This window comes from Paenibacillus nanensis (assembly GCF_003583765.1).
In the GTDB taxonomy this organism is placed as follows: domain Bacteria; phylum Bacillota; class Bacilli; order Paenibacillales; family Paenibacillaceae; genus Pristimantibacillus; species Pristimantibacillus nanensis.
Window position 1 is genome coordinate 654,890 of record NZ_QXQA01000002.1, and the last position, 23,032, is coordinate 677,921.

Genomic DNA, 23,032 nt, shown 5'->3' on the forward strand with positions numbered 1-23,032 from the left:
ATATGGGAGCGACGTTCAGCTGGTTTAAATTCAATAAAGGACAGGATAAGGAAGGCCCTTATGCGGGCATCCCTTATGACGGCAACAACCCTGCCTTCGAAGATTTGTATGTGCCGAACTGCGAGCATTACGATCCGAATCATCTATCGTCTGAGCTTGGAACGCCAGCGACTTCCGTTTCACGCAAAAGAGAAATACGCTGTACGCTTTCCAAATGCGGTGGCCGGACGATCATCGCGCCATCATTCGTTCGTTGACTCCGGCAGATCAAGTGAAGTCCGTCCGGCTGCTTGGAGCGGGCGAAGTCCCATTCGAACAGTCGTATGGAGCACTGATCGTTTCGCTGCCGGACAGACGCCCGACGCCATACGTCAACTGCCTGGCGATTGAGCTGAATCCTTAAATCCTTAGGCTGATAGAGGTTGTTAAAATAAAGCCGGCTGTCGTTATCCACGCAGCCGGCTTTGTCGTTCATTATCGATGTAGGCTTTCCGTTCTATTCTATTCTGACCATCCTATCGATTGGATAATGTCAATATTACTCGAACGTCCATTCCGGCATTCAGCGGAATACGGAGATATTGGCCAAGTTCATCGTCATGTACCTCTGCTTCCTTGCCGTTGACCATTCCTTTAATCCAAGGCAGGCCGGCTTTCACTTTCATTTCATGATGGTCTGTCACGGATTGCAAGGTGAAGGATACGACGTTCATGTCCCAAACCAGCTCCTTGACCTCCACCCCGGCCCTTGCCATCAGTCCGTTGATCGATCCCGATTTCCATTCGGAAGGCAGCGCCGGAAGAACCTCGATTTCCCCGGTATTCGAGAAAAGCAGCGCTTCATTCACGGCTCCCACTGTACCGAATAACGTATCCGTGCAATAGCAGTCATTTCTTCTGTTTGTGTCATGGTCTGTCATCAAGGATGTGTAATAGCCGGAATCCGTCATCATCGGAAGAAGAGAAGAGACGACCCCGTCGCCGTCCTTTAATCTGGCGCAGACCAATGCCTTGTGCATCCAGCCGTGACCCGCCGTCGCATCCGATGTATTGTATTTATTCCTATTCTCTAGAGCGATTATTGCAGACTTCCTCAATTCCATATTGTTCTGCGTTTCATACGCAGGCCATGCCGGGTAGAGATGGCTCAAATGGCGGTGATCGTTGTTTTCCGTATATTCATTCATCGCCCATTCGCGAAGCGCGCCGTCCTTGTCCACCTTATAATCCGGCAGCAGCTCCAGCAGAGCCTCCCATTTGGCAACCGCTGCCTCATATCCTTCGCGCTTTATCGCTTTCTCTATGGCAATGACCATATGAAGTCCATCCCGCGCTGCTGAAATATCCATGGTGGCATTAGCCGTAATCGTGCTGTTGTAGCCGATCGGGTTATTCTCCGGCGAATAGGCAGGGATCAGCAAATATTTTTCACCCGGCTTCAGCGCGGTTTTGCCTCTCTCGTAACTCGCTTTTCCGCTTGGATCCGTATAGTACTCCGGCGTACAAAGCTGTTCCCAGAAGTTAGCCTGCTTTGTAAGGAGCGGCAGCAAAATATCCTGCTCCAGATCCAGATATCCCCTGCGTATCAATTGCGTGAACTCCTCATCCGTCAGCCCCCCGTCCCTTACGCTGAGAATCTTCTTCAGATCATGAATCCTCATGTTGGGTTGAATTGGAATTTGCCGGTTGCCGTAGCACTGCCAATACTCGAAGATCGGCAGCAGGCACCAGCTCGCCCCGGCATTCCAATATTGGAAAGGATAGTCATTGTCGTATTCTACTTGCATGCCGCGGTCGCCGTCCGAGTTGACAGACACCTGAATCGCATCATGCATCCCATAAGACATTCGCGCATTGTATTCGAAATCCGAGGCGTTGCGCAGGAAGAATGCGATATACCCAAGCTGCGCGAATGTGAAATGGCCCGTGTTCATAGGCGAAACCTGCAAATTCACGTTGGCATCGAGCGTATAGATCGAGCGCCAGCCGGGATTCCACTCTCCGGTCCACATTCCGTACAGCCGCGGCGCGCTTGAACCGCTGCAGCAGATCAAGGCATATCGTCCCTGATTGTAAACCTGCTCCATAAAAGCGTGATTGATACTGGATTTCGATTCCTTCTGCGCGTGGATAAGCGCTTCGTTGTCCGCGCCTTTGAAATCCTCGTCGCCTTCAAGCGTAAAACGTACGGCGTTAAATTCCGCGGCATGTTTCTCGGCATGCGGCGCAAGGGCGGCGTCATAATCGAAATGGCCGGAAGGAGCTTGATATTTCTCGGCTGCAGCATTCGTATTTTTGAAAAGTTCATGAACTAGTGGGTATTGCGTCATTCCGGCAAAATCTTCGATCTTTCCCATATCGAATGATCTGTTCGATTGCGTGATGAGATAGACAGCGTCGGCTTCCACCACTTGAATGGCCGGGTTCTGTACCGCGCCGACATTCATCGGTTCATTCGAGTCAGCGAGCTGTACCCGCTTCTTGCCTCCATTCACGACAATAACCTGCGTAAGACCTGCGTATCCACCGTCAATCAGCTCGCTGCCCTGATATGACGGATAATGGGCAATCTGTGCGATATAGTCGGCATTCGGGTCCACTAGCTTTTTGTATTGGAGCTCCGTCATGCCTCCCCCGGCCTTGTACAAGCTCGAAATGTCATCGATAGAGATCGTCATATTAAGCTTGGCGCCGGCTGAGGATCGTTCAAGCTTCATAATCGAGACATTATCTTCTCTGGACGTAAATGAAGTTCGAATCCACTCGCCGAATTCGTCGGTGAAACGGACACCTGTCTCGGCCGTCTCGTAATTCGTCCATCGCTCATACTCGGTTACGGTGCCTTTATTCGTCATGTTCAGTCTAAGCTGATGGCCCGGGTGATAGCCGTAAAAGAAGGTTCTCCGCCTTGTTCTTCCGTCCGCGTGGGTAATTTTCCATTGATCGTTCAGCTGAAACACATTCCTTCTCGCGTCATCAAGCTGTCCCGTTAATTCTTCCGGAATCTCTCTTGGATCCGGGGACGGAAAGTTGAACCACATGTATTGAAAAATAATGCTGTCATTATACGGCGACCCTGACATGATATAACCGTTCTCGCCGTTTCCGCTAACCATCCCTTCCCGCCATGCCCGTCCGGGATCTGTAGCTGGCACCTCTGTATAGGTTCGGGCATAATTTCCTTTACCGTACATTCGTTTCGCTTCCGCCGCATTAGCCATTTCTTTACTCCCTTGTCTGAAAATAATCGCTATGGACCTTATTATATCTGGCGGCAAAACGTTCATGAATCGTTCAAAACGACATCATGAACGGCAAGATGTCGCAATCTTGCAGCAACCAATAGACAACCGGAGGATGTCCTTGTGCTAACGCTGAGACAGCTTTATTATGAAGAAGAATGCTATACCAATGATACCGAATGGGGGAAAGCCCGAATGGAACTCCCAAAAGTAAGTATTGAAAATATGAATGTCAAGCTTTCATTAGGCGGTTTACTATTAAACGTTTTGTATGTCCGATTCGGGTACTTTCATCAATCCTTTGTCGAGCACAGCCACAGCATGAAAAGCTACGAACTGCATTATATTCCTCGCGGCCGGGGAATTCTCGCGGCGAACGGCCTTCAATATCCGATCATGCCCGGCACGCTCTACATGACCGGTCCGGATATCGCGCATGAGCAAATAACGGATCTCTCCGACCCCATGGCAGAATATTGCATTTGCTTCGAATTATTGGCCCATGCGGATAGCGATGATCCGGATCTTTCCTTCATTGCAGACCAATTCGTTCAAACAAGCTTTTGGTTCGGTCAGGACAAACAGAATTTGCTGCTGCTGTTCGAACAGCTCTCCTTCGAAACCTCCAGCCGGTATATCGGCTGGCATGCGACTGTTCGGAATTTGTTGGAACAGATCGTCATCAAGCTTGTCAGAAACTATACGAATAACTATCCGACAACCTCTGTCATGCCGCTAAAAACGTTGGATGACGAGAGAATCGTTATTATTGAAAGCAGCTTTCTGTCAAGCTTTAGTGACTTAACCATTGGGACACTTGCACAAAAGCTCGGGCTTAGCGTGAGACAAACGGAGAGAATCCTCCATCGTTATTTCGGCATGTCGTTTACGCAGATGTTGACAAAGGCGAGAATGAAGGCTGCCGCCCATCTTCTTCATACGACGAGCATGTCCGTGAGCGAAATCGCGCAGCATGTCGGCTTTTCCTCATTGGAACCATTTTGCAACGCATTTAAGAAGTACTACAACGTTCCGGCAGGGGACTTTCGCGCTTCAAATCGAAAAGGAACCCTGGATTACTCCAAGGTTCCTTGACATCCTTGCGATTCTCGACCTGCAAAATACTCCTTCACGACGGAATAAGCCAGCTTCGGTCTCCGGTACCGGTCGACGATCCCCTTGCTGTTCTGCGTTCCCGCGCGGGTCAGCAGCCAACCTGTCCCTTCCGTTACCCTGCAATCGCAAAATTGCCAGATCAGCATGCCGGACAAGAACGGGACGGACGTATAAGCCGCCAAATTGCGCTCGATGATATCGGCATGACGCTCCTCCGTTCCTTTCACCCGGCTAGGGTCGCGATAACCGTAATACCCGTCTCCTCCGAATTCGCTCATGATCATCGGCTTTCCCAGTCCACCGGCTTGGTCAGCCCAATGTCTAGCCTGCTTGACAAGCTCCAACGGATCCTCGTCCCCGTACCAGAGCGGATACAAGTTGAACGAGACGATATCCGCAAGATCGAAGCAAAGCTCGCGGTCGCGGTGATGCGTAGCGAAGCTTAGCGGCCTTGACGAATCCATCGCCCTGATCTGCTCAAGCTGCGTCCGATACATCTCCCGTCCCTCCGGCGTATCGCTTGCGCATTCGTTCAAAATCGCCCATATGATGATGCTCGGATGGTTGAAATGGTTCTCCACCATCTCCCGGTTGCAATCCTCGCATTGCTTGGCGAACAAGGGATGCTTCATCTGCTCCAGACTTAGGCCGCGCGCATGATTTTCTTCCCATACGAACAAGCCCCGTTCATCGCACAAATCAAGAAACCGTTCGTCGTTCGGATAGTGGCTGGTCCGTACGGTGTTGGCCCCCATGTCCAGCATCAATTCCAAGTCGTGCACCATAAGCGGATAAGGAATGGCGGCTCCTGCCAGCGCATGGTCCTCATGCCGGTTAAAGCCCTTCAGAACAACATCCTCGCCGTTAACCTGGATGCGGCCGTTCTCCGTCGTCACCGTGCGAAAGCCGACCCGCTCGATCAAATCATCCACGGGTGCATCTTGCCCTTCCACATACAGAAGCGCCTTCAGCATATAAAGCGTTGGATTATCAGCCGACCACGGGTTAACGCCTTGGAACGATTCCGTAATCGAAATTTCGACGGTCTCGCCTGGCTTTACGCTAACCCCGCCTCCGTCGATGTCCCTGCCCGCCAGACTGAGCTGCAGCCGTGCTTGGCGGGCTCGTCGCCCGATATTTCGTACATAGAGGCTAATCGCGCCCTGCCACCCTTCAGCGGAACGAATCGGCGTAAAAGCGATACGTTCAATGAACAACTCTTCTTGCAAGAGCTCCATCGCCGCAGGCCGGATCAAGCCGCCGTACGTATAATAATCGTTCGGAACATGAAGTGCGGACGATTCGCCGAACGAATTGTCCGCAATTACCGCAATCTCATGCGTTCCCGGCTCGACATCCGGAATAACGACGGCAAACGGCGTGTACGCATTATAATGCCGCCCTGCCGGAACTCCGTCAAAGAAGACGTCTGCCGTATGACACACGCCTTTGAATACAAGCCGAATGGCGCCTTTTTGCGATATTTCTACGATGCGCCGGTATACGCCTTTTCCTTGATAGGTCGCAAACCGCGGATGCATCTCCCAGCACCCGGGTACGGGCATCCGGTATTCGTAGTGGGACGGCAACTCCCGAGCCCCATTAATCGGTTGAAAATCCCAATCCCCCTCCAGCTCCTGCACATCACGGATTTCATTCGTTCTAAACAGTCGAAGCAATGGATCTCCCTCCAAACTTTTGATCCCATTCGATGATTTCAACCGCATAGGGGTCCATGTGGACGGCAGGACCGACGCTCGTCTCCTGCAGAATGCTCCTGTAAGTGTCCTTCAGCTCGACCGTATGCGGCTTTGGCGTCAAATTCAACAGGAACAAATAATTCGTGTTTCCTCTTCGACGAATCGAAATTTGCACACCCTCCGGCAAACCGGTAAAGCGGTTCAGCCCCGCGTTATCGGCAGCCTTACCGAATAATTCCTGATAGAAGCTTTCCTCGGCAACGGTACCTATATAGTAAACTTTGCCCTTCCCATACGAATGAACCGTCGCAGCCGGTTTGCCCGCATAGAAATCGTCCTCGTACCAAGCAACCGTCTCCGCTCCCGCAGGCTCTAGGACATCGCACCATTGACTGCACGAATACGTCTTTCCGTCCAGCATGCGGATCGTATGGACGTCATGGCCGATGGGGTCGTATTCCGCTACGGTAACGCCCGCGGCCTCAGCTAGATGAGCAGGCAGCGGGTGCATCCAGCATACGTTGCTCCTATTTTTGACGCCGGTACGATTCGTCAGGATTAAGGTAGCTCCGTTCTTCGCGCAATTTTTCAGCTTGTCCGCCAGTTTTTCATCCAGCAAATAGAGCGACGGGGCAACAATAAGGCGGTACTTGTCCAGCTCGTCCGATGTATTCACGACATCCGTCAGAATGCCGGATTTGGTCAGAGCCCGGTGATAAAGCTTCAAATTGTCGAAATAATTCATGCCTTCTGCCTGAGGCTGAATCTCGAACGCATTGTACAAATCATGCGAGTGGAGGACGGCAGCCTCCCCAAGCACCTCTGATCCCTCCAATAGAGGGGAAAGCCGGTTCACTTCATCGCATAATATCCGATATTCCTCGAATCGCCTGCCGGGAACATTGCTATGGTCGATTAATCCATGCCAGAATTGTTCGGCGCCATACGGAGCGCTCCGCCACCGGAAATGAACGAGCGTGTCGGCGCCGCGGGCTATGCATTGCCACGCGAAGGCCCGGATAAACCCGGGCTGCGGGGTACGCCACATCGGAAACCAGCATCCGGGAGGACCGCTTATCGTTTCCATGATCCAAAAATTTTGCCTCTTGATCCCCCGGGTTAAATCGAGCGTTAACGCGCCGCCGTATCCGCCCGATAGTGCTTTATCTGGGCTTGTGCTCGGGTAATAATCGAGGGAAGCAAAGTCCAGTTCCTCGCAAAGCTTGTAATAATCGAGCGACATCGGATAGCTCCAAATATTATGCGTGACAAAATGATTTGGACAATATTTTCGCAAAATATTGACTTGCAATTGTTGAAATTCCACGACGGAATCGGTTTCGAACCGTCTCCAGTCGAGCAAATAAGACGGATTCCTGAATTTGGCGCCGCCTAGCGGTGTGGTGATTTGCTCCCAGGAGCTATATTCGCCGCTCCAGACAACCGTGCCCCAATCCTGATTCAAGGCTTCCAACGTATCGTACTTCTTCGACAGCCATTCGCGGAACCGGATATTGCAATTCTCGCAGTGACACTCGTTTAGGCCGAACTCATTATCGATCTGCCAGCCGATCACCGCCGGGTGGCTGGCATAATGGGCAGCCAGCTTCTCCACGATTTTCGCCAAAAAAACACGCATGGACGGACTGTTGTAGCAGCGATGTCCGCGAATGCCCGGATACCTCGGATTCAGCATAGCGTCGCGGGGAAGCACGTCCGGAAAGCGCTCTACAAGCCAATTGGGAGGCGTGCAGGACGGCGTGCCGATCACGACCTGGATTCCGTATTGATGGAAGATATCGATCGCATCGTCAAGCCAGCCGAACGCATACCGGCCTTCCTCCGGCTCCAAGCGCGACCAAGCGAATTCAGCAACGCGAATCAGACTGATTCCCGTCTCCCGCATCAGCCTTGCATCCTGCTCCCACATCGAGCGCTCCCAGTGCTCCGGATAATAGTCAACACCCATTCTCATTTCCTATCCCCCCTATATCCCATACGGTCACATTACATTATAGAGCACGTTTTCGTTGTGAACCATGATGATCAGGTCACGGAATAGCACGAAACAGACAGTTGAGCCAAACTATAAAAAAATGACGCACCCATTCGTGCGTCATTTACATGTTCATTCATAGTAATTGATAGACTGTTGAAAAAATTTTTGTTCTCTCCACTGCGTGGGCGTCATATTAAAGTGTTTTTTAAACAGCTTCGAAAATTCCATCTGATTGTCATATCCGACGCTACCCGCAACTTCTTTAATGGTTATGCCGCTTCTTTTGAGCGATTGCGAAGCCATCTCCATTTTAAGAGAAATGATAAACTGCTGCGTGCTTATGCCGCAAATGCTTTTGAAGATGCGTGACAGGTGACTGCGGTCTATATTTAGAAAATGTGCAATTTCGGAAACGGATATCCTTTTGTGCACATTGCTTCTTATATAGTTTTTGGCATAAGAGACATAGGTTTCTGCCGTATTCTCATCTTTCGTCAACAATTTGCCCTTCGTAAGCGCCGCGATAAACGGCCAAAAATAGCTCATGATCGTTTCGAAGTCAGTCCACCCTAAATCGATGATCTTCTTCAGTGCGTCTCCGACGCCGTTATCATCATTTATAACATGGTTATCGTGCGAGAAGCCTGCCACGGACATTATCTTCTCCGAGAAGCTGCCGTCAAACTCAATCCAGCGATACAGCCACGGATCATGGTCATCCGCCTTATAATAGGCCGTTTGTTTCGGATAGATCAGGAAAAACTGTCCTGCGCGTACTTTATAAGCTTTTTTATTAATATGCAATTCGCCTTGCCCGCTGTAAATGTAATGGATGAGATAGAAGTTGCGCACTGCGGGTCCAAAAAAATATCCGTTATCGCACTGCTGTTCACCATATTGCATGGGATAAATATCGGATGAGATTAAAGGACTTTTAGCATAATAGAGTTTCATTGCATTCATCTCCTGAAATGAATATATCACATTTCCCCATAATCACTCGATAAAAACACATTTATCGGCTTCATGATTTGTCCTATCATTACATTAAAAACACGGCTTGCGAGGAGGATTTCTAATGAACAAAGTATCGGCTAGAGTTACATCAAGGACAGCGCCGGACGAGATTACGGATCCCGACTACATGTTTCCGGCTTTCTCGAACGGTAAGGTGCTATTGAATAAAAAGCAAGGACGCCTCCCTGCCATGGGGTGGAACAGCTGGAATGCTTTTGGCAGCAAGAACAACGAGACACTCACAAAAGCAATGGCGGACGCCATGGTTGATTTGGGACTTGCGGAGCTGGGTTACAAGTATGTCGTGCTCGATGACGGCTGCTATAAGTCCGAGCGCGTCAACGGATTGCTTTCGCATGAAACGATTAAATTTCCTAGCGGCTTTAAGGCGTTATCCGATTACATTCACGGCAAGGGCCTTAAATTCGGCATGTACAATGATATAGGCACCCATCTTTGCGCAGGCTCCGCGGTAGGCACTTGCGGCTTTGAGGATGTCGACACGAGGTCTTACATAGACTGGGGGGTTGACTTTATCAAGGTTGATAACTGCTACTACCTTTGGGACAACGCCACGTTCTCGGACTCGACGAATGCCAAATATGCCTATGCCCCGAATATTAGAAGCATAACGGTTATGGGCGAAGAACTGAATATCACGTTAAATGCTGTGAAGGACGGTGTGCTTTTAGGCCAAGGCGCATCCAAAAACAGTGGCGACTATGTAACAAACATCGGTACCTTCGACGGAACAAACGTGGGGACAACACCTGTGGGCGACTGCTGGGGAGAGCTTGCGTTTACCGTGAACGCGCCTGCTAGCGGAAACTACGCCATAACCGTAAATTACGCAAGCGGCGAGGAGAATGGCACGGGACGATGGCTTCAGCTTGCCGTAGGCAGCGCGGAGAATGAGACCCGATATTTTGATCATTTGCTTCCTCTTACCCCGAGTACAACGACCTTTGTAGACTCGGAAGAAATAACGGTATCCTTAAATGAGGGAGACAATATCATACGTCTTATGAACCACAGAAGACAGGAAAATACCCTTAATTCCTATGCGGCTTTCCTTGAAGGCTTGAACGCGGCCGATCCTGATCATGATGTCGTACTCTCCATTTGTGAATGGGGGAAAACACAGCCGCAAAATTGGGGATATAAGGTTGGAGACTCATGGCGTATTCTAAATGATATAACCTTCTCTGTCGGCTCTGACGGCAATCCGGGCTCCGCCGAATGGAGTTCAAACCATACCGCAAGCATAACCTCGCAATATAGCAAGGCGGTTATAATGGATGAGTTTGCCGGACTTGACAAGGGGTGGAACGATCCCGATATGCTTGTCATCGGCATGAACGGGATCACGACGACCATGAGTAAAACGCATATGACGATGTGGTGCATGATGAATGCGCCGATTATGCTTGGAATCGATTTAAGACGGGTTACAAAGGGTGACGAGCTATGGAAGATTATTGCGAACAAAGAGGTCATCGCATTGAATCAGGATCCCCTCGGTATTCAGGCGAAAAGAATTTACTGCTCTATCGATAATGCCAATCCCGATACGGCCTATATTGCCAATAACAACCGTGTCGATATTCTCGTAAAGCCTCTTGCGAACGGTGATATTGCCATATCCTTTATCAATCTCAGCGAATCAAGAGATACGAAGGAGCATTCCGTTGATGTTAGCCGCATTATCGATTATCTTGGCCACAAAATGGTTGATGCTGAAAAATTCAAACATGCTGCAAGCTATTGTCTAAAGGATTTATGGACTGGCGAAGTTACAACGAACCATGCAAAAACCTTCTCTATTACAGGAATTGACGCCTATGACAATGTTACCCTAAGAGTTACTCCTGTTTAACTCGGGAACTTTACTAGGAGAAAAGGAATGGAAAAAGCAAAAGGCTTTAATGCGGAAGCCGCACCTTCCCCCGTGGATCATGTAACTACCGAAGAGTTCGTGACCATGATCATTAGAAGCAGTAAAAGCCATATAGAGCCTATAAGCGGCAGTTTGTCATTAGGATATATCGATTACGCGTTGCATAAAGGAATAATCGAGGACTATGATCTTTCAAACATAAGCAAGCCCATTGAGCGACGTTCCGCCGCACGAATCGTTCATGAGGCGCTGCTAACCGAATTCGGGGAAAAAGATGAGCCCGAATGGTCGGCCGCGGAAAATCTTAGGGACTTATATTCCTGCCGTACCTGCGTCATGCATATCGCGCAGATGTATGTCAAGGGTATAATGCTTGGGCGCGACCATAACCTATTCGACGCTGCGGGCAGCGTAACTCATGCGGAAGCTGCAACAATTGTTGCGAGAATGCTTGATAGAGAGCGGCGTATTCCTCAGACTGGGGGCAGAGTATTTCAAAGCAATCGTCTGACCCCCGATGAAGCGCGGGTGCTGATGGTCAATGATCCTGCTGCAATGCTAATAGATGTGCGGACTCATGAGGATTATCAAACAGGGCATATCCAGGGAAGCATTTGTATACCATTACAGGAAATAATAAATAACCCTTACTCAGTAAGTGCGAGAAAGGATACTCCATTCATCCTTTACTGTCAGAAGGGGTATAAAAGTTCTTTGGCGGCACAGGCCCTTATAGATGCAGGATATAGCCGTGTCTATAGGATTCCGGGTATGGAGCAGTATCCGTATACAATATGCCGAGCACAAGAATAACATCCATCGTAATAGCCCCCATCTTGATGACAAGGTGGGGGTTATTCGACGTTCTCGCTTCATTTGCCCCCCGCTCAGCTCGTTCAGGCGCTCGGCGAATGAAGTCTATAATATGCTAAAAGATGGCTATATAATCAAGGAGGGTTTTAACTGATCTCGCATATAATTTGATTTGCAAACATTGAAAGCGCTTACCTAAAGCGGCTGCTAAAGTGTTTCGTTGAGGCTGAGGCGAACGAGGAGGTGATTCGCGAAGGTTATTCTTTTCCAACCTATATGAAGAGAAGAGGTGCCTTTTGATGTCAACATTTACGTTCAAGTCCTGCAAGTTAGTAATGATCGCATTTGTTTTTATGATTACAACCGTTTTTACAAGCTTCGGTTCCGTAGCATCTGCGGCTAATATGACTTGGGATTTCACACCATATAACGCCGCTCAAATGACTTCGGCAATGGGTGCAGGGTGGAATTTAGGAAACGCATTGGATGCTAATATTAACGGCGTTCCTAGCGAAACGGCTTGGGGTAATCCCGTTATCACAAAAGCGTTAATTCAAAAGGTAAAAGCAGCAGGGTTTAAGACCATTCGGATCCCGGTTACGTATATGAAAAAAATCGGTCCTGCTCCGAACTACACCATTGATTCCGCGTATCTGGCCAGAGTGAAAGAAGTTGTCGATTATGCTTACAGCGAAGGCCTGTTTGTCATTCTCAATATTCACCACGATGGCGCCCACTCTACAACCCCCAATACCCCGTCGGATAATTGGCTGTTGCCGAATGCAAGCGATCAAAATACGATTCGAGACAAATTTAAAAAGGTTTGGCAGCAGATTGCCTATACATTCGTCGATTACAACGAGCATTTGATCTTCGAATCGATGAACGAAGTATTCGATGGGGTGACATATGGCGGGGTACAGCCTAACCTCACGGTTTATTCAAACATTAATACGTTGAATCAGATCTTTGTGGACACCGTAAGACTGACCGGCGGAAACAATGCGGCAAGATGGCTGCTGATTCCAGGCTGGAATACGAACATCGATTATACGGCAGGCAACAATGGCTATACGGGTTTTGTGCTTCCGACAGACTATAACCGATCAAGTACAGTCCCTAGCTCCGAGAAGAGGATCATGATTTCTGTACATTATTACGATCCATACTATTTCTGCCTAGTAGAAAACCAAGGCGCCACCCAATGGGGAGCAACGGCTGATCCCGCCAAAAAAGACTCCGGTGGACAGGAAGCCCACATGGAGTCACAATTTAAATCCATGTACGATAAGTTCGTAACCCAAGGGTATGCTGTAGTCATCGGAGAATACGGCGCAATCGATAAGTCGGCCTCCGACTCGGCCAACAATACCTATCGTGCCATTTGGACAAAAGCTGTTGTCTCCACAGCGAAGAAATATGGCTTGGTTCCTGTATGGTGGGATAATGGATCCAATTTTGGTTTAATTAACAGACACAACCTCACCATAACACAGCAAGGAATCATCGATGGCATCATGAGCGGTATTGGGAATTATTATAGGATCGTCAACCGCCATAGCGGCAAGGTTCTGGATGTAAATGGCTACTCGACTGCCGATGGCGCTGCTGTCAATCAGTATACGTATACTGGCGGCTATAACCAGCAATGGGAATTATTTAACGTCGGACTTAACAATTATCAACTCATAAATCGCAATAGCGGCAAGGTACTGGAAATCGGGGGCTGGTCTAATTCTGACGGAGCTGCAGCTCAACAATGGGCGCATACTGGTCTTGGCGGCTATAATCAACAGTGGCAAATGATTGATATAGGCGGTGGTTATTTCGAATTTAAAAATGCTGCAAGCGGCAAGTATCTGGAAGTATTCGGTTGGTCAACTCATGATAGCGCGCCGGTTGGTCAATGGTCACTTGGCAATTCGTATAACTTTAATCAGCAATGGCAGTTGGTTCCGATTAACTAAATAAAACCCAAAGAAACGAAAAACAACGAGTGCTGGAGATGTGGCGAACGTAAGCGTCAAATAGCTCCCATTGATAGGCTAGGTGGGAGCTATTTCGTATGGCTAGACCAGCCAGAGAAGCTATGAACATGGAACCATCGTGGGATTGACGGCTAAATCTAGTCAGGCGAAAAATGAAATAGACACCAGGGCTTCGCAAGGAAGCAACCGGTGCCTTATTGTCATCCAGCCTTTTCTAAGCTTCACGAAAAAGTTACCGAGTGCCGAACCTGCCATCCCGTTATAGAAAACGATCCTGCCGGTCGGCTGTACGAAGCATGACTTGCTATCGCAGCCTTTTCGTTTCGCCTGCCGCAATGCGGACGGCTTCGCCGTCTGCGCTTACCCATACCTCAAGGGCATTCGGATTATGCACCATGCTTCGATCGACCGAGAAACGGAGAGCTCTCAGCGCATTCTGATAGGATACGATGTCCGTCATCGACGCTTTCCAGATCGACTCCTCGCCGCCGAGCAATTCGCCTGCCCTGTCCACCAGCTCCCAGTTATCATCGTGGTCGAATTCGTAGCTGTGGCCCCAAATGAACAATAGCTCCATGCGGCTAAACCAGCTGTTGGAAGCCAGCAACTGCTCGATTTTCTCCAACATGTCCTTGTGGTGACAGGTCGGATGCCATCTCAGCGGATCATCCGGCATGTGGAAGCCTCCATGGCTCTGGACGGTACGGGCATATTCGATGCCGAGCGCCGGCAGCGCGCGAACGACACGGTCGTTGTAGGTGCCGAACGGATAACTCATGCCGCGTACAGGGTATCCCGCAATCGCCTCCAGATTTCGGCGGTCCGCGATCAGCTCCTCCGCAATCTGGTCGTCCGGGGACTGCTCCAGGAATGGATGCGTGACGGTATGGGCCGAAATCTCGTGGCCGCGATATAAGTCCGCAACTTCTTCGGCACGGATATATCCTTCCTGGCCGAATGTGCCGGAATTCAGATGGAACGTTCCTTTGAGGCCATACCGGTTAAACGCCTGCACCAGCCTTCTGTCTTGATCGCGGCCATCGTCAAAACTAAATACGACCGCCTTGCTAAGCCCTCCCGGAAACCGGTCGAATCGAATGCTCACGTTTCCCATTATGACTCCTCCTCGATTGATTACTGCATTACAACGATAATAACATACGACGAATAGTAGACCTTGATTTAATAGACATGAGATAGCATGATATAGACATTGCACCTGAAACACCTCCGAACCATTGCGGTCGGAGGTATTCAGTCCCTCAAGAGGTTTATTTTTTTCCTTGATCATGCGGAACCGTAACGGTGGCGGATGCTTCCGTAACATTCCCTGCTTGATCGATTGCTCTATAAGTAATCGTATAGAGTAAAGGCTCTTTACCCTTTGCTTTTTCGGCCAGCAGCTTGAATTCCGTATCGAATGTGCCGAACTCGGCTCCTTGTACCATGGTTTCGTAGCGGTCGACGGCCGCGCTCGGCGTAATGGACACCAGTTCGACTTGAGACAGCTCGACATCCGTTTCAACAGTTGCCGTCACTTTAACCAGCTTGTTGTTGGCCGGCCACAAGGTTTCCTTATCCAGGACAACTTTCAGGGTTGGAGCAGCCGTATCAATGATCAAGCTTCTGTACGCCCATTCCGACCAGGCGCCCCCATTATCCTTCAAGCGAACCCGGATCGACCAATCTCCGTCCGCCAATCCATTCAAAGTGTATGAACCGGATGCGCCCGACCGTTCGCCGCTATCCACATCAATCGTCTCGAAGCCGTTGCTGGAAGCTTGAACCTGATAAGCAGCCTGTACATCCGCATCGTCGGCGTCAAGGAACGTCCAGTTAAGCTGCGGACTGTTCAGATTGATCGCCTGTCCATCTCGATACGAGGTGATCGAAGCGGTCGGAGCCGAACTAGGAATTGGCTCCGTCCCACCCTGTTTCATATCGCCGCGTACGATGCCCATACCGTTCGTTCCGATATAGACCCGGCCGTACACTTGCCCATCGCCCGTAATCGTCCCTCTTGCATTCGCGAATTGATGCTGATCGTCATTAATGCGGATCCAGCTCGCTCCTTCGTCCTCCGAGCGGTAGAAGGCGAACTTGCCGCCGTTCACTCTCAAGCCGGCATAGATCGTTTTATACGTTTTGCCTGGCGCTTCTTTGCCGAAACCGACGGATACCGCCTCATCAACGCCCGCTAGCTTCTGGAAGCTCGCTCCCGAATCCGTCGAACGGAATAGTCCATCCGAGCTGGCAAGCCAGATATCGCCTTCGGCCGTAGGAGCGGCCTTGAACTTGCCGCTCTGATTTTGCGGCAGCCCGGAAGCAGCCGAAGCCGTGAAGTTGGCGCCGCCGTCCGTGCTGACATAGAACGTCCCTTGATGGAAACCGTAGAATTTGTCCGGATTGACACGGTCCGATGAGACCATCGCGCCTTGCGGGATGCCTGTCGAGGCTGTCCACGTCTTGCCAAGGTCGGTAGAGAAGCTTACCGGCCGGTCGCCGCTGCCATCCGGAGCCCAAAGAATCGTATCGCCGTTCGCGCTTACCGCGACCCACTCTCCGCTCGTATTGTCGCCATCCGCCGCCTGCCAGGCATTGGCTGCCGGCGTCCAGGTGACGCCGTTGTCTGTCGATACGCCCATCCGCGCTTCCTCGTTCGATGCATGGCCGACGCGCACGATCAAGTTCGGATTCGTCTCCGCGTAGTCCAAATCGGTGCTTGATACGATATAAGGATTTGTGATCATATTCGGCGCCTTGTTCAGGTCTTCATGACGGAACCCGCCGATATCGCCCATCGCGCTGATGAGCGGCGCCCCGGATGGAGGACTGATCAAGCCTAGAATCGCAGTCTCTTCAATCCCGTCCGCCATAACGGAGATTCGGATTTTCTCGCCTTTGTCGAAATCGGTCACGTTCTCGGAGCCGTACAGCGTCGCCCCGGTTCCGTACATGATCCGGTCGGAGTTGAACGGATCGATCTCCAGGTCGCCGATCATCCAGCCAAGAGTTGGCGAGGTTTGCGGATCGGTCTCCGGATCGCGCTGAACGCCCCAGTCAAGCCATGGCGCGATCGAATAATCGATCGTGTACCGGTTGACGCGCTTCGGATATGCGGTGAACTCCCACAGGTTCTTCCATGTTTGCCCGCCGTCTGTACTGCGATAAATGAATTGGTCCGGCCACCATACGTTCATCGAGGCAACCATCAGCGTATCGGGATTTTGAGGGTCGACGGCTAGACCGCCGTACGGCTTACTCGTATTGCCGACCCCGTCCGGGGTGATGTCCGTCCACTCGCCCGTCATCGTATTCAGCTTCCATACCGCGCCGGCGCCGGCGTCGTACGGTCCGATGGCCGAGTTGTACGTTACGTACAGCATCCCGTTGGAACCCAGCGTTCCGTGGTGGGGCAGAAAGCCTTGATTCGGCTGGCCCGCTACCGGCTGCCAGGTCACGCCGCCGTCGACCGACTTGTAAATGCTCGTCTGCGTATCCGCCAAGCCGACATAAATCGTCTGCGTTGCGTTGCCCGCAGAGCCCGTCGAAGGATCAAAGGTGATCCATACGGGGCCGACATTCCCGCCGTAGCTATCATTCACGTTGCCGACCGAAGTGAAGCTCTCCACCTTATGCCATGTCGCTCCATAGTCCTCGCTCTTCCACAATCCGTTCCCGTTGCGGGCTCCCAGGTAGAGGATCCGGTTATCGTTCGGGTCGATAGCCAGACGTTCGCCCATGGAACGGCCGGGCATGTTGCCGCCGAATTTGAACGGCATTTCCGTCTTCTCCCACGTCTGACCGCGGTCCTGCGAACGAAGAATGTAGCCGTTCGACTGCACCCAGTCGTTCGAGTAGGTGCCGGCTGCAATATAGACGCGGTCCGGATCGACAGGGTCGGTAGCTATACTCTCTACGCCCGACAGGTTCCAGTCTTCCAGGCTCAGCCATTCCAACAGCTGAATCCAGGTCTTGGTCGCCGGGTCCCAGCGATATGCGCCCCCCATGTCCGTGCGGGCATAGATGAGATCCTTCTCCTTTTCGTTGAAAATAATGCCCGGAATAAATCCCCCGCCGACGATCTTCACCCTGCCCCAATCATAGGCTTGCGTTGTCACCGGCACGGTGTCCGATTGTAAGGTCGCCGATGCGCTCTCAGTCGAATCCGCTGCGAATGCCTTGCCGGGAACCGTCGTCAACGAAGGACCCATGCTTACCGTCAACGCGGCGGCCGTCACCAGAAGTGACGCGGACTTACATAAGGAATGGATTCGTTTGGTGAATCCTCGCGATTTTTTCCTTGTTTTCATCAAGCAATCTCCTTCTTCCATTGTTTTCTTTTTGCGTTCATGCCGCTTGCCTTTGATGAAAAACATGAAAACGTTTTCATTTTTTTAACAATCATTCCTCCCCATAGCTAACTTGTTTTCTTACATCACTACTTTATCAACGTGTTGAATAGTGAACCTTGATTTTTGGGACATGGTGTAGCATGATTTAGTCTGGTTAAATTTGGTTTTCATAAAAACAGAACAAGGCGTCAGTTCTTCGCAAGGAAGAGGCCCGGCATTTTATTTTGATCTATCCTTATCTTAGCTTTTTTTGTAAAGGAAGCCGCCTGCGATAAATCCCTCGCAGGCAGCCTCCATCGTTGTCAGTCTGTCCCCGTTATACATCGAATGTGCAACCCATAAGTATGCCGTGGGTAAGGGCAGATTCGCTGTTGGCCGTAGATTGCACCGTCGCCGAAGCATAGGTACTCCACCCTATGAACACGCCCCCCCTGACTGTTGTTTTCGAACTGTGCCTCATCCGTTCAACGGCTCATAATCGAACCAATCAAAGCATGCCGGAGAACCTTGTCCCGATTCGCAGACCGCGTACATCGCAAGGATGACTCCCGTAAATCCGCCCGCTACCTCTGTTGAAAGCAGATGCGATTCTCCGGAGCCCACATCCATAACGTCGGAAGAATTTTGCTGAATCTTGAAGTGGAACCACTCCGGCCGCGCTTCAACCTTAAGTATGACAGGTCCTACCGAGCACTCCAGCGTGCGCTCCGTACTCAAGGATCCTACGGTACGCCGGAATAGGATCACCTTGCGCCCTTCTTGGCGCTTAACAGCCAGATCGTAATGATAGCTATCGTTCATAAATACGGTAAGTCCGGCTTCTTCGCCTTCGTGCTTCGGTTCGAAATTCAACAAGGCGGAAATGTTGCTGGACCAGTGGCGCAAACGACGGCCAACAAAGGCGGGGGCGCCGGAATCGCCCAGCGACGTCTTGTTTCCGCGCAATACAAGACTCCCTGGAGATTCGCCGAGCGACCAGCATGACGGATCCGGATTCCGCAGGAACACCCAATCAAAGCTTAAGGTTGAATCGTCAAAATCATCTCGGGTTCCGTTCGTCTGCCACCGGACTTCCTTCAGCCGCGGAGCATCCATGACGCTCTCGATGCTTCCCCCATTGCCGATGATGGGCCAGCCGTCAGCCGTCCATGATACGGGCGCCAGGAACGTCTCCCTGCCCAAATGATGCCGATAAGGATAGGAGACCGGTCTAATGCCCAGGAAAACCGCCCACCAGCTGCCGTCATGCGCCTGTACCAGATCGGCATGGCCTGTTGCATGAATGCTGCTGTTCCGGCTTCTATGCGTCAGTATCGGGTTATGGGGGCATGGTTCGAAAGGTCCATATGGAGCGTCGCTTCTCGCAATCGTCACCATATGACCGTATTCCGTCCCCCCCTCGGCAATCAACAAGTAATAAAGCCCATTGATTTTGTAAAGATGAGGCGCCTCCGGATGCGCTCCGCCCGTTCCCTTCCAGATCAGACGGCTCTCCGTCAGCATTTGCCCGGTCGATATGTCAATTTCGCATTGATAAATGCCGTAGCCTTCACTGCCGGAATAAGTGGATTGAAAATATACGCTGCCATCTTCATCGAATAATAGAGAAGGATCGATGCCTCCCTGCGCGACCGGTATTATCTCGGACCAAGGGCCTTCCGGCTGTTGGCTGCGAACATAGAAGTTGCCGACCCCGCTCACATTCGTCGTGACCATATAGAACCAGCCGTCGTGGTAGCGGATCGTCGGAGCGTAAATCCCTCCCGATAACCAGGTGTTAGCCAGCGGCAATTGCTGCTCGGTCGTGAGGCAATGTCCGATCTGGCGCCAATTGACAAGATCCTTGCTATGAAATAAGGGAACTCCAGGGAAGTAGCCAAATGAGCTTGTGACCAAATAATAATCATCTTCGACCCGGCAAATGCTCGGATCGGGGTAAAAGCCTGGAATTACCGGATTGCTATACGTCGCGGCGCTGCTTGTTGTCACCATGTTACAACTCCTAATCATTCGAAAGTTTGATCGTACCGAAGCCCTTCCATTCGAATTATAAAACACGGCAAAAGCAAGCACCTTGATTTTCGGGTCAATGAATAGCATGATCTAGCCATCTGTATGTCAAATGCATGGTTTAGCGAAAAAAAATTCCGCGAGCTTATAACGCTCGCGGAATTGGATACTTATTTCGACCAAAGCTCAACGCGGTCCTTCACCATCTTTGAAAATTCTGCATTCATCTTCGCAACGCCTGCGTCTTCCAGGTCCTTCAGGAACTGATCGTAGACCTTATCGAAATCTTCCGGCTTCGCCAGAATCGCTTCCGGTATGCGTTTCTTCATAATATCCTGCGTTTTCTGGAAAATAACGTTCGCCTCGGAGGTCGAATCGAACGGAAGCGTCCATGCCGCGCCGTATTTGCGTTCAGGGAACGCATCATCGGAAGGCCACAGATCCTTGTAAGTCGTTGCGCCGTAAGCCGCCAGCGTCTTTTTGTCTTCCTCCGAGTAAGCGGCTTGGATCTGCTCAGGGAATGTCGTTGTGTAGTAATTGCCGGACGGATCCTTCACGCCGTCTCCGTAACGGGCGGATATGTTGTAGTTGCCGATACCCGTTGTTTTCACAAAAGTGTTGTTGTCATTCGTTTTCAGCTCCAGCAAATCGGCAGGAATGACGCGTTTGCCGTCTACCACATTGTAATGCTTGCCTTCAATCCCCCAGTTGAGAAGCACTTGGCCTTCATCGGAAGCAAGGTAGTCCAGGAATTTGATCAAACGAACCGGATCTTGAGCATCTTTTGTAATCGCAATCCCGAGGGCCGGAAGGTAACCCGTACCATGGAAGGAATGATCCTGGAACGTTTCATTCAAGGTTACAGGGAAACGAGCGTATGTCGCACCGAATTTGCCTTCGGCTTTCAATGCGTTCTCTGCCTGTCCATAGTCCCACGATTGGTCGATAAGACCCAGAACGCGGCCGGAAGCGATTTTTGCTTTATATTGGTCGTATTTCTGGATGAAGCTTTCCGGGTCCAGCAAGCCGATATCGTTCATGTGATTCAGCCAACGGAAATATTCTCTTTCTTCGGGACGCTGGTAGTGCATGATTGCATCATACGTTTCTTGATTAATGAAGAACTCGCCATCGTCCGGTGCTCCAGTTGCGTAGAACGCAGGGTTTGTAACGGAAATGAGAATTTGCCATTCCCCGCCGTTAAGCGACAAACCGATATTCGGCTGGCCGTCTTCAGTGGTCGGGTTTTTCTCAAGATAGGCTTTGATTGCGGCTTCGAAGTCCTTAACGGTTTTGATCTCCGGATAGCCGGCTGCTTCAAGCACTTGGTGCTGCAATTGGAAACCGCTGCCCGAATCGAAGTACGTATGATCGACGCCGGTCAGCGATAGCGTATAAATCGCGTCATCATCCTTGCTCCAACGAAGACGGTTATAATATTCGCCGTAAACCTTTTTAATGTTAGGAGCATGCTCTTCGATCAAAGGACGAAGATCGAGTAAAGCGCCTGCATCGACCATTTTGTTCGTAGCGCTGCCCGGAACGACCAGATCCGGATACTCATCGGTTGCTACCATAAGCGCGAGCATTTCATCGCTGGAACCGCCGACAGGGAATTCCGGTTTAATGGTAATGCCTGTTTTTTCTTTAATAAATTTGCCGATATCGGATTGCATGTCATCCCAGTTCGGGTTGTTGCCGGTTGCGAAGCGAATCGTCATGGGCTCAGCCGGCGGCTCGTTTGCTGCATTTGTTGTTTCTGGCGTCGTTGTGCCATTACCGCTATCCGTATTCGAAGTGCTGCATGCTGTGACGAATACGAATGTGAGTGCCAACATCAGACTAAGCGCCATTTGCATCTTTCTCTTCATTTCGTTGAAGCCTCCCTTTTTCTAGTGCGTGATTTGAATGTATATAACAGGAAACCTGCTATTACCGTTATTAGTGCGTGTTCAAAAAGTCCGGTTTTCAGCACCGAGAAGCTTGTATGAAGCCTCTATTAGCTTTTTACTGCGCCAAGCGTCATTCCTTTGACAAAATACTTTTGAAGGAATGGATATACAAGCAAGATGGGGACGGTAACGACGATTGTAATCGCCATCTTGATGGATTCAGGCGATACCGCCGCCATTGCCTGCTGTGCGTTCGGGTCGCGGTAATTGCTGCCCGTCTGCGTAGATAACAGCACCTTCATCAGCTCGTACTGCAGCGTCGTATTTTCCGGATTCCTGTTATTGAACAAGTACGTATCGAACCAGGAATTCCAGTGTCCGACAGCAATGAACAACGCGATTGTCGCCAATACGGGTTGACATAGCGGCAAAATAATTTTCCAAAATATAGTCCAATCATTTGCGCCGTCAATTTTAGCCGATTCTTGAAGCGCGAACGGCAGTCCGTCGATATACGAGCGGATAACGAACACATTCCAAACGCTGAGCAGTGCAGGAACGAGGTAAACGGAGAAGGTACCGATCAAGCCTAAGTATTTCATCAACAGGAAGCCCGGAATGAGTCCGCCGGAGAAATACATCGTGAGGGCGAACAAAACCGACATCCATCTTCTGCCTTGAAAATCGGGACGACTTAACGTATAAGCCATCATGGACGCCGCCGCGACACCGATTGCCGTACCGGCTACCGTCCGGATGACGGTGTTTTTAAAGCCGGTTATCAAGCCCTCAAATCCGAAAATCGTTTCATAGTTTCGTAAGGTAAATTCTCGCGGGTAAATCGTCAGACCGCCTCGCACGGTATCCACCGAATCGTTGAATGAAATCGCGAGCACGTTTAAAAACGGATATAAGGTTACAATGGCTACCATCGTCATGAATATATAGATGAATAGGTCGAATAGTTTATCGCCGATATTTTTTTGAACGACTCCCTGCATTT

13 protein-coding genes and 1 pseudogene are annotated in these 23,032 nt (G+C 50.5%); 5 read left to right on the forward strand and 9 right to left on the reverse strand.

What is annotated here, in order from left to right:
- Positions 1–181: 181 nt before the first annotated feature.
- Positions 182–403, forward strand: a pseudogene (locus tag D3P08_RS27670) (alpha-L-fucosidase C-terminal domain-containing protein); the annotation flags it as partial.
- 112 nt (positions 404–515) lie between these two features.
- On the opposite strand, the gene D3P08_RS05920 reads toward D3P08_RS27670, so the two are convergent.
- A complete protein-coding gene (locus tag D3P08_RS05920; protein ID WP_119598500.1) occupies positions 516–3,221 on the reverse strand; it encodes a glycosyl hydrolase family 95 catalytic domain-containing protein in 2,706 nt (901 codons plus the stop codon).
- A 216-nt stretch (positions 3,222–3,437) separates the two neighbouring features.
- Between D3P08_RS05920 and D3P08_RS05925 the strand changes: the two genes are divergently transcribed.
- Positions 3,438–4,337, forward strand: coding sequence for an AraC family transcriptional regulator (locus D3P08_RS05925; protein ID WP_119598601.1), 900 nt, complete (start codon positions 3,438–3,440; stop codon positions 4,335–4,337).
- On the opposite strand, the gene D3P08_RS05930 is transcribed toward D3P08_RS05925, so the two are convergent.
- From D3P08_RS05930 to D3P08_RS05940, 3 genes are all read right to left on the reverse strand, one after another.
- The gene (locus tag D3P08_RS05930; RefSeq protein WP_119598501.1) at positions 4,319–6,037 is read right to left on the reverse strand and encodes a glycoside hydrolase family 2 protein; all 1,719 of its coding nucleotides are present in this window, start codon (positions 6,035–6,037) and stop codon (positions 4,319–4,321) included. The genes D3P08_RS05925 and D3P08_RS05930 overlap by 19 nt on opposite strands.
- Positions 6,021–8,033, reverse strand: a complete 2,013-nt coding sequence (locus D3P08_RS05935; RefSeq protein WP_119598502.1) for a beta-galactosidase — start codon at positions 8,031–8,033, stop codon at positions 6,021–6,023. Before D3P08_RS05935 ends, D3P08_RS05930 begins: the two co-directional genes overlap by 17 nt.
- Before the next feature lie 153 nt (positions 8,034–8,186).
- Positions 8,187–9,011 (reverse strand): AraC family transcriptional regulator, encoded by an 825-nt coding sequence (locus tag D3P08_RS05940; protein ID WP_162848378.1) that lies wholly within the window; start codon positions 9,009–9,011, stop codon positions 8,187–8,189.
- A 124-nt stretch (positions 9,012–9,135) separates the two neighbouring features.
- Between D3P08_RS05940 and D3P08_RS05945 the strand changes: the two genes are divergently transcribed.
- From D3P08_RS05945 to D3P08_RS05955, 3 genes are all read left to right on the forward strand, one after another.
- Positions 9,136–10,950: an alpha-galactosidase gene (locus D3P08_RS05945; protein WP_119598504.1), complete on the forward strand. Its 1,815-nt coding sequence runs from the start codon at positions 9,136–9,138 to the stop codon at positions 10,948–10,950.
- 27 nt (positions 10,951–10,977) lie between these two features.
- The gene (locus D3P08_RS05950; protein WP_119598505.1) at positions 10,978–11,784 is read left to right on the forward strand and encodes a rhodanese-like domain-containing protein; all 807 of its coding nucleotides are present in this window, start codon (positions 10,978–10,980) and stop codon (positions 11,782–11,784) included.
- A gap of 299 nt (positions 11,785–12,083) precedes the next feature.
- Entirely contained in the window at positions 12,084–13,751 is a 1,668-nt protein-coding gene (locus tag D3P08_RS05955) for a cellulase family glycosylhydrolase (RefSeq protein ID WP_119598506.1), read from the forward strand.
- Positions 13,752–14,076: 325 nt separating this feature from the next.
- Here D3P08_RS05955 and D3P08_RS05960 read toward each other — a convergent pair whose 3' ends face one another.
- From D3P08_RS05960 to D3P08_RS05980, 5 genes are all read right to left on the reverse strand, one after another.
- Positions 14,077–14,886, reverse strand: coding sequence for a polysaccharide deacetylase family protein (locus D3P08_RS05960; protein WP_119598507.1), 810 nt, complete (start codon positions 14,884–14,886; stop codon positions 14,077–14,079).
- Between the two features lie 157 nt (positions 14,887–15,043).
- Positions 15,044–17,986, reverse strand: coding sequence for a cellulose-binding protein (locus D3P08_RS05965; RefSeq protein WP_240647342.1), 2,943 nt, complete (start codon positions 17,984–17,986; stop codon positions 15,044–15,046).
- Between the two features lie 597 nt (positions 17,987–18,583).
- Entirely contained in the window at positions 18,584–20,119 is a 1,536-nt protein-coding gene (locus D3P08_RS05970; RefSeq protein ID WP_119598508.1) for a glycoside hydrolase family 43 protein, read from the reverse strand.
- A gap of 188 nt (positions 20,120–20,307) precedes the next feature.
- Positions 20,308–22,008, reverse strand: coding sequence for an ABC transporter substrate-binding protein (locus D3P08_RS05975; protein WP_119598509.1), 1,701 nt, complete (start codon positions 22,006–22,008; stop codon positions 20,308–20,310).
- Positions 22,009–22,136: 128 nt separating this feature from the next.
- Positions 22,137–23,030 carry a carbohydrate ABC transporter permease gene (locus D3P08_RS05980; RefSeq protein ID WP_119598510.1) on the reverse strand — a complete coding sequence of 298 codons (894 nt, stop codon included), beginning with the start codon at positions 23,028–23,030 and terminating at the stop codon, positions 22,137–22,139.
- Between the last annotated feature and the right edge of the window lie 2 nt (positions 23,031–23,032).

Excerpts from the sequence above, each read along its gene's own strand:
- D3P08_RS05920 (WP_119598500.1), bottom strand. The coding sequence starts at position 3,221 with ATGGCTAATGCGGCGGAAGCGAAACGAATGTACGGTAAAGGAAATTAT.
- D3P08_RS05925 (WP_119598601.1), top strand. The coding sequence starts at position 3,438 with ATGGAACTCCCAAAAGTAAGTATTGAAAATATGAATGTCAAGCTTTCA.
- D3P08_RS05935 (WP_119598502.1), bottom strand. The coding sequence starts at position 8,033 with ATGAGAATGGGTGTTGACTATTATCCGGAGCACTGGGAGCGCTCGATG.
- D3P08_RS05940 (WP_162848378.1), bottom strand. The coding sequence starts at position 9,011 with ATGAAACTCTATTATGCTAAAAGTCCTTTAATCTCATCCGATATTTAT.
- D3P08_RS05945 (WP_119598504.1), top strand. The coding sequence starts at position 9,136 with ATGAACAAAGTATCGGCTAGAGTTACATCAAGGACAGCGCCGGACGAG.
- D3P08_RS05950 (WP_119598505.1), top strand. The coding sequence starts at position 10,978 with ATGGAAAAAGCAAAAGGCTTTAATGCGGAAGCCGCACCTTCCCCCGTG.
- D3P08_RS05955 (WP_119598506.1), top strand. The coding sequence starts at position 12,084 with ATGTCAACATTTACGTTCAAGTCCTGCAAGTTAGTAATGATCGCATTT.
- D3P08_RS05960 (WP_119598507.1), bottom strand. The coding sequence starts at position 14,886 with ATGGGAAACGTGAGCATTCGATTCGACCGGTTTCCGGGAGGGCTTAGC.
- D3P08_RS05965 (WP_240647342.1), bottom strand. The coding sequence starts at position 17,986 with ATGGGTCCTTCGTTGACGACGGTTCCCGGCAAGGCATTCGCAGCGGAT.
- D3P08_RS05970 (WP_119598508.1), bottom strand. The coding sequence starts at position 20,119 with ATGGTGACAACAAGCAGCGCCGCGACGTATAGCAATCCGGTAATTCCA.
- D3P08_RS05975 (WP_119598509.1), bottom strand. The coding sequence starts at position 22,008 with ATGAAGAGAAAGATGCAAATGGCGCTTAGTCTGATGTTGGCACTCACA.
- D3P08_RS05980 (WP_119598510.1), bottom strand. The coding sequence starts at position 23,030 with ATGCAGGGAGTCGTTCAAAAAAATATCGGCGATAAACTATTCGACCTA.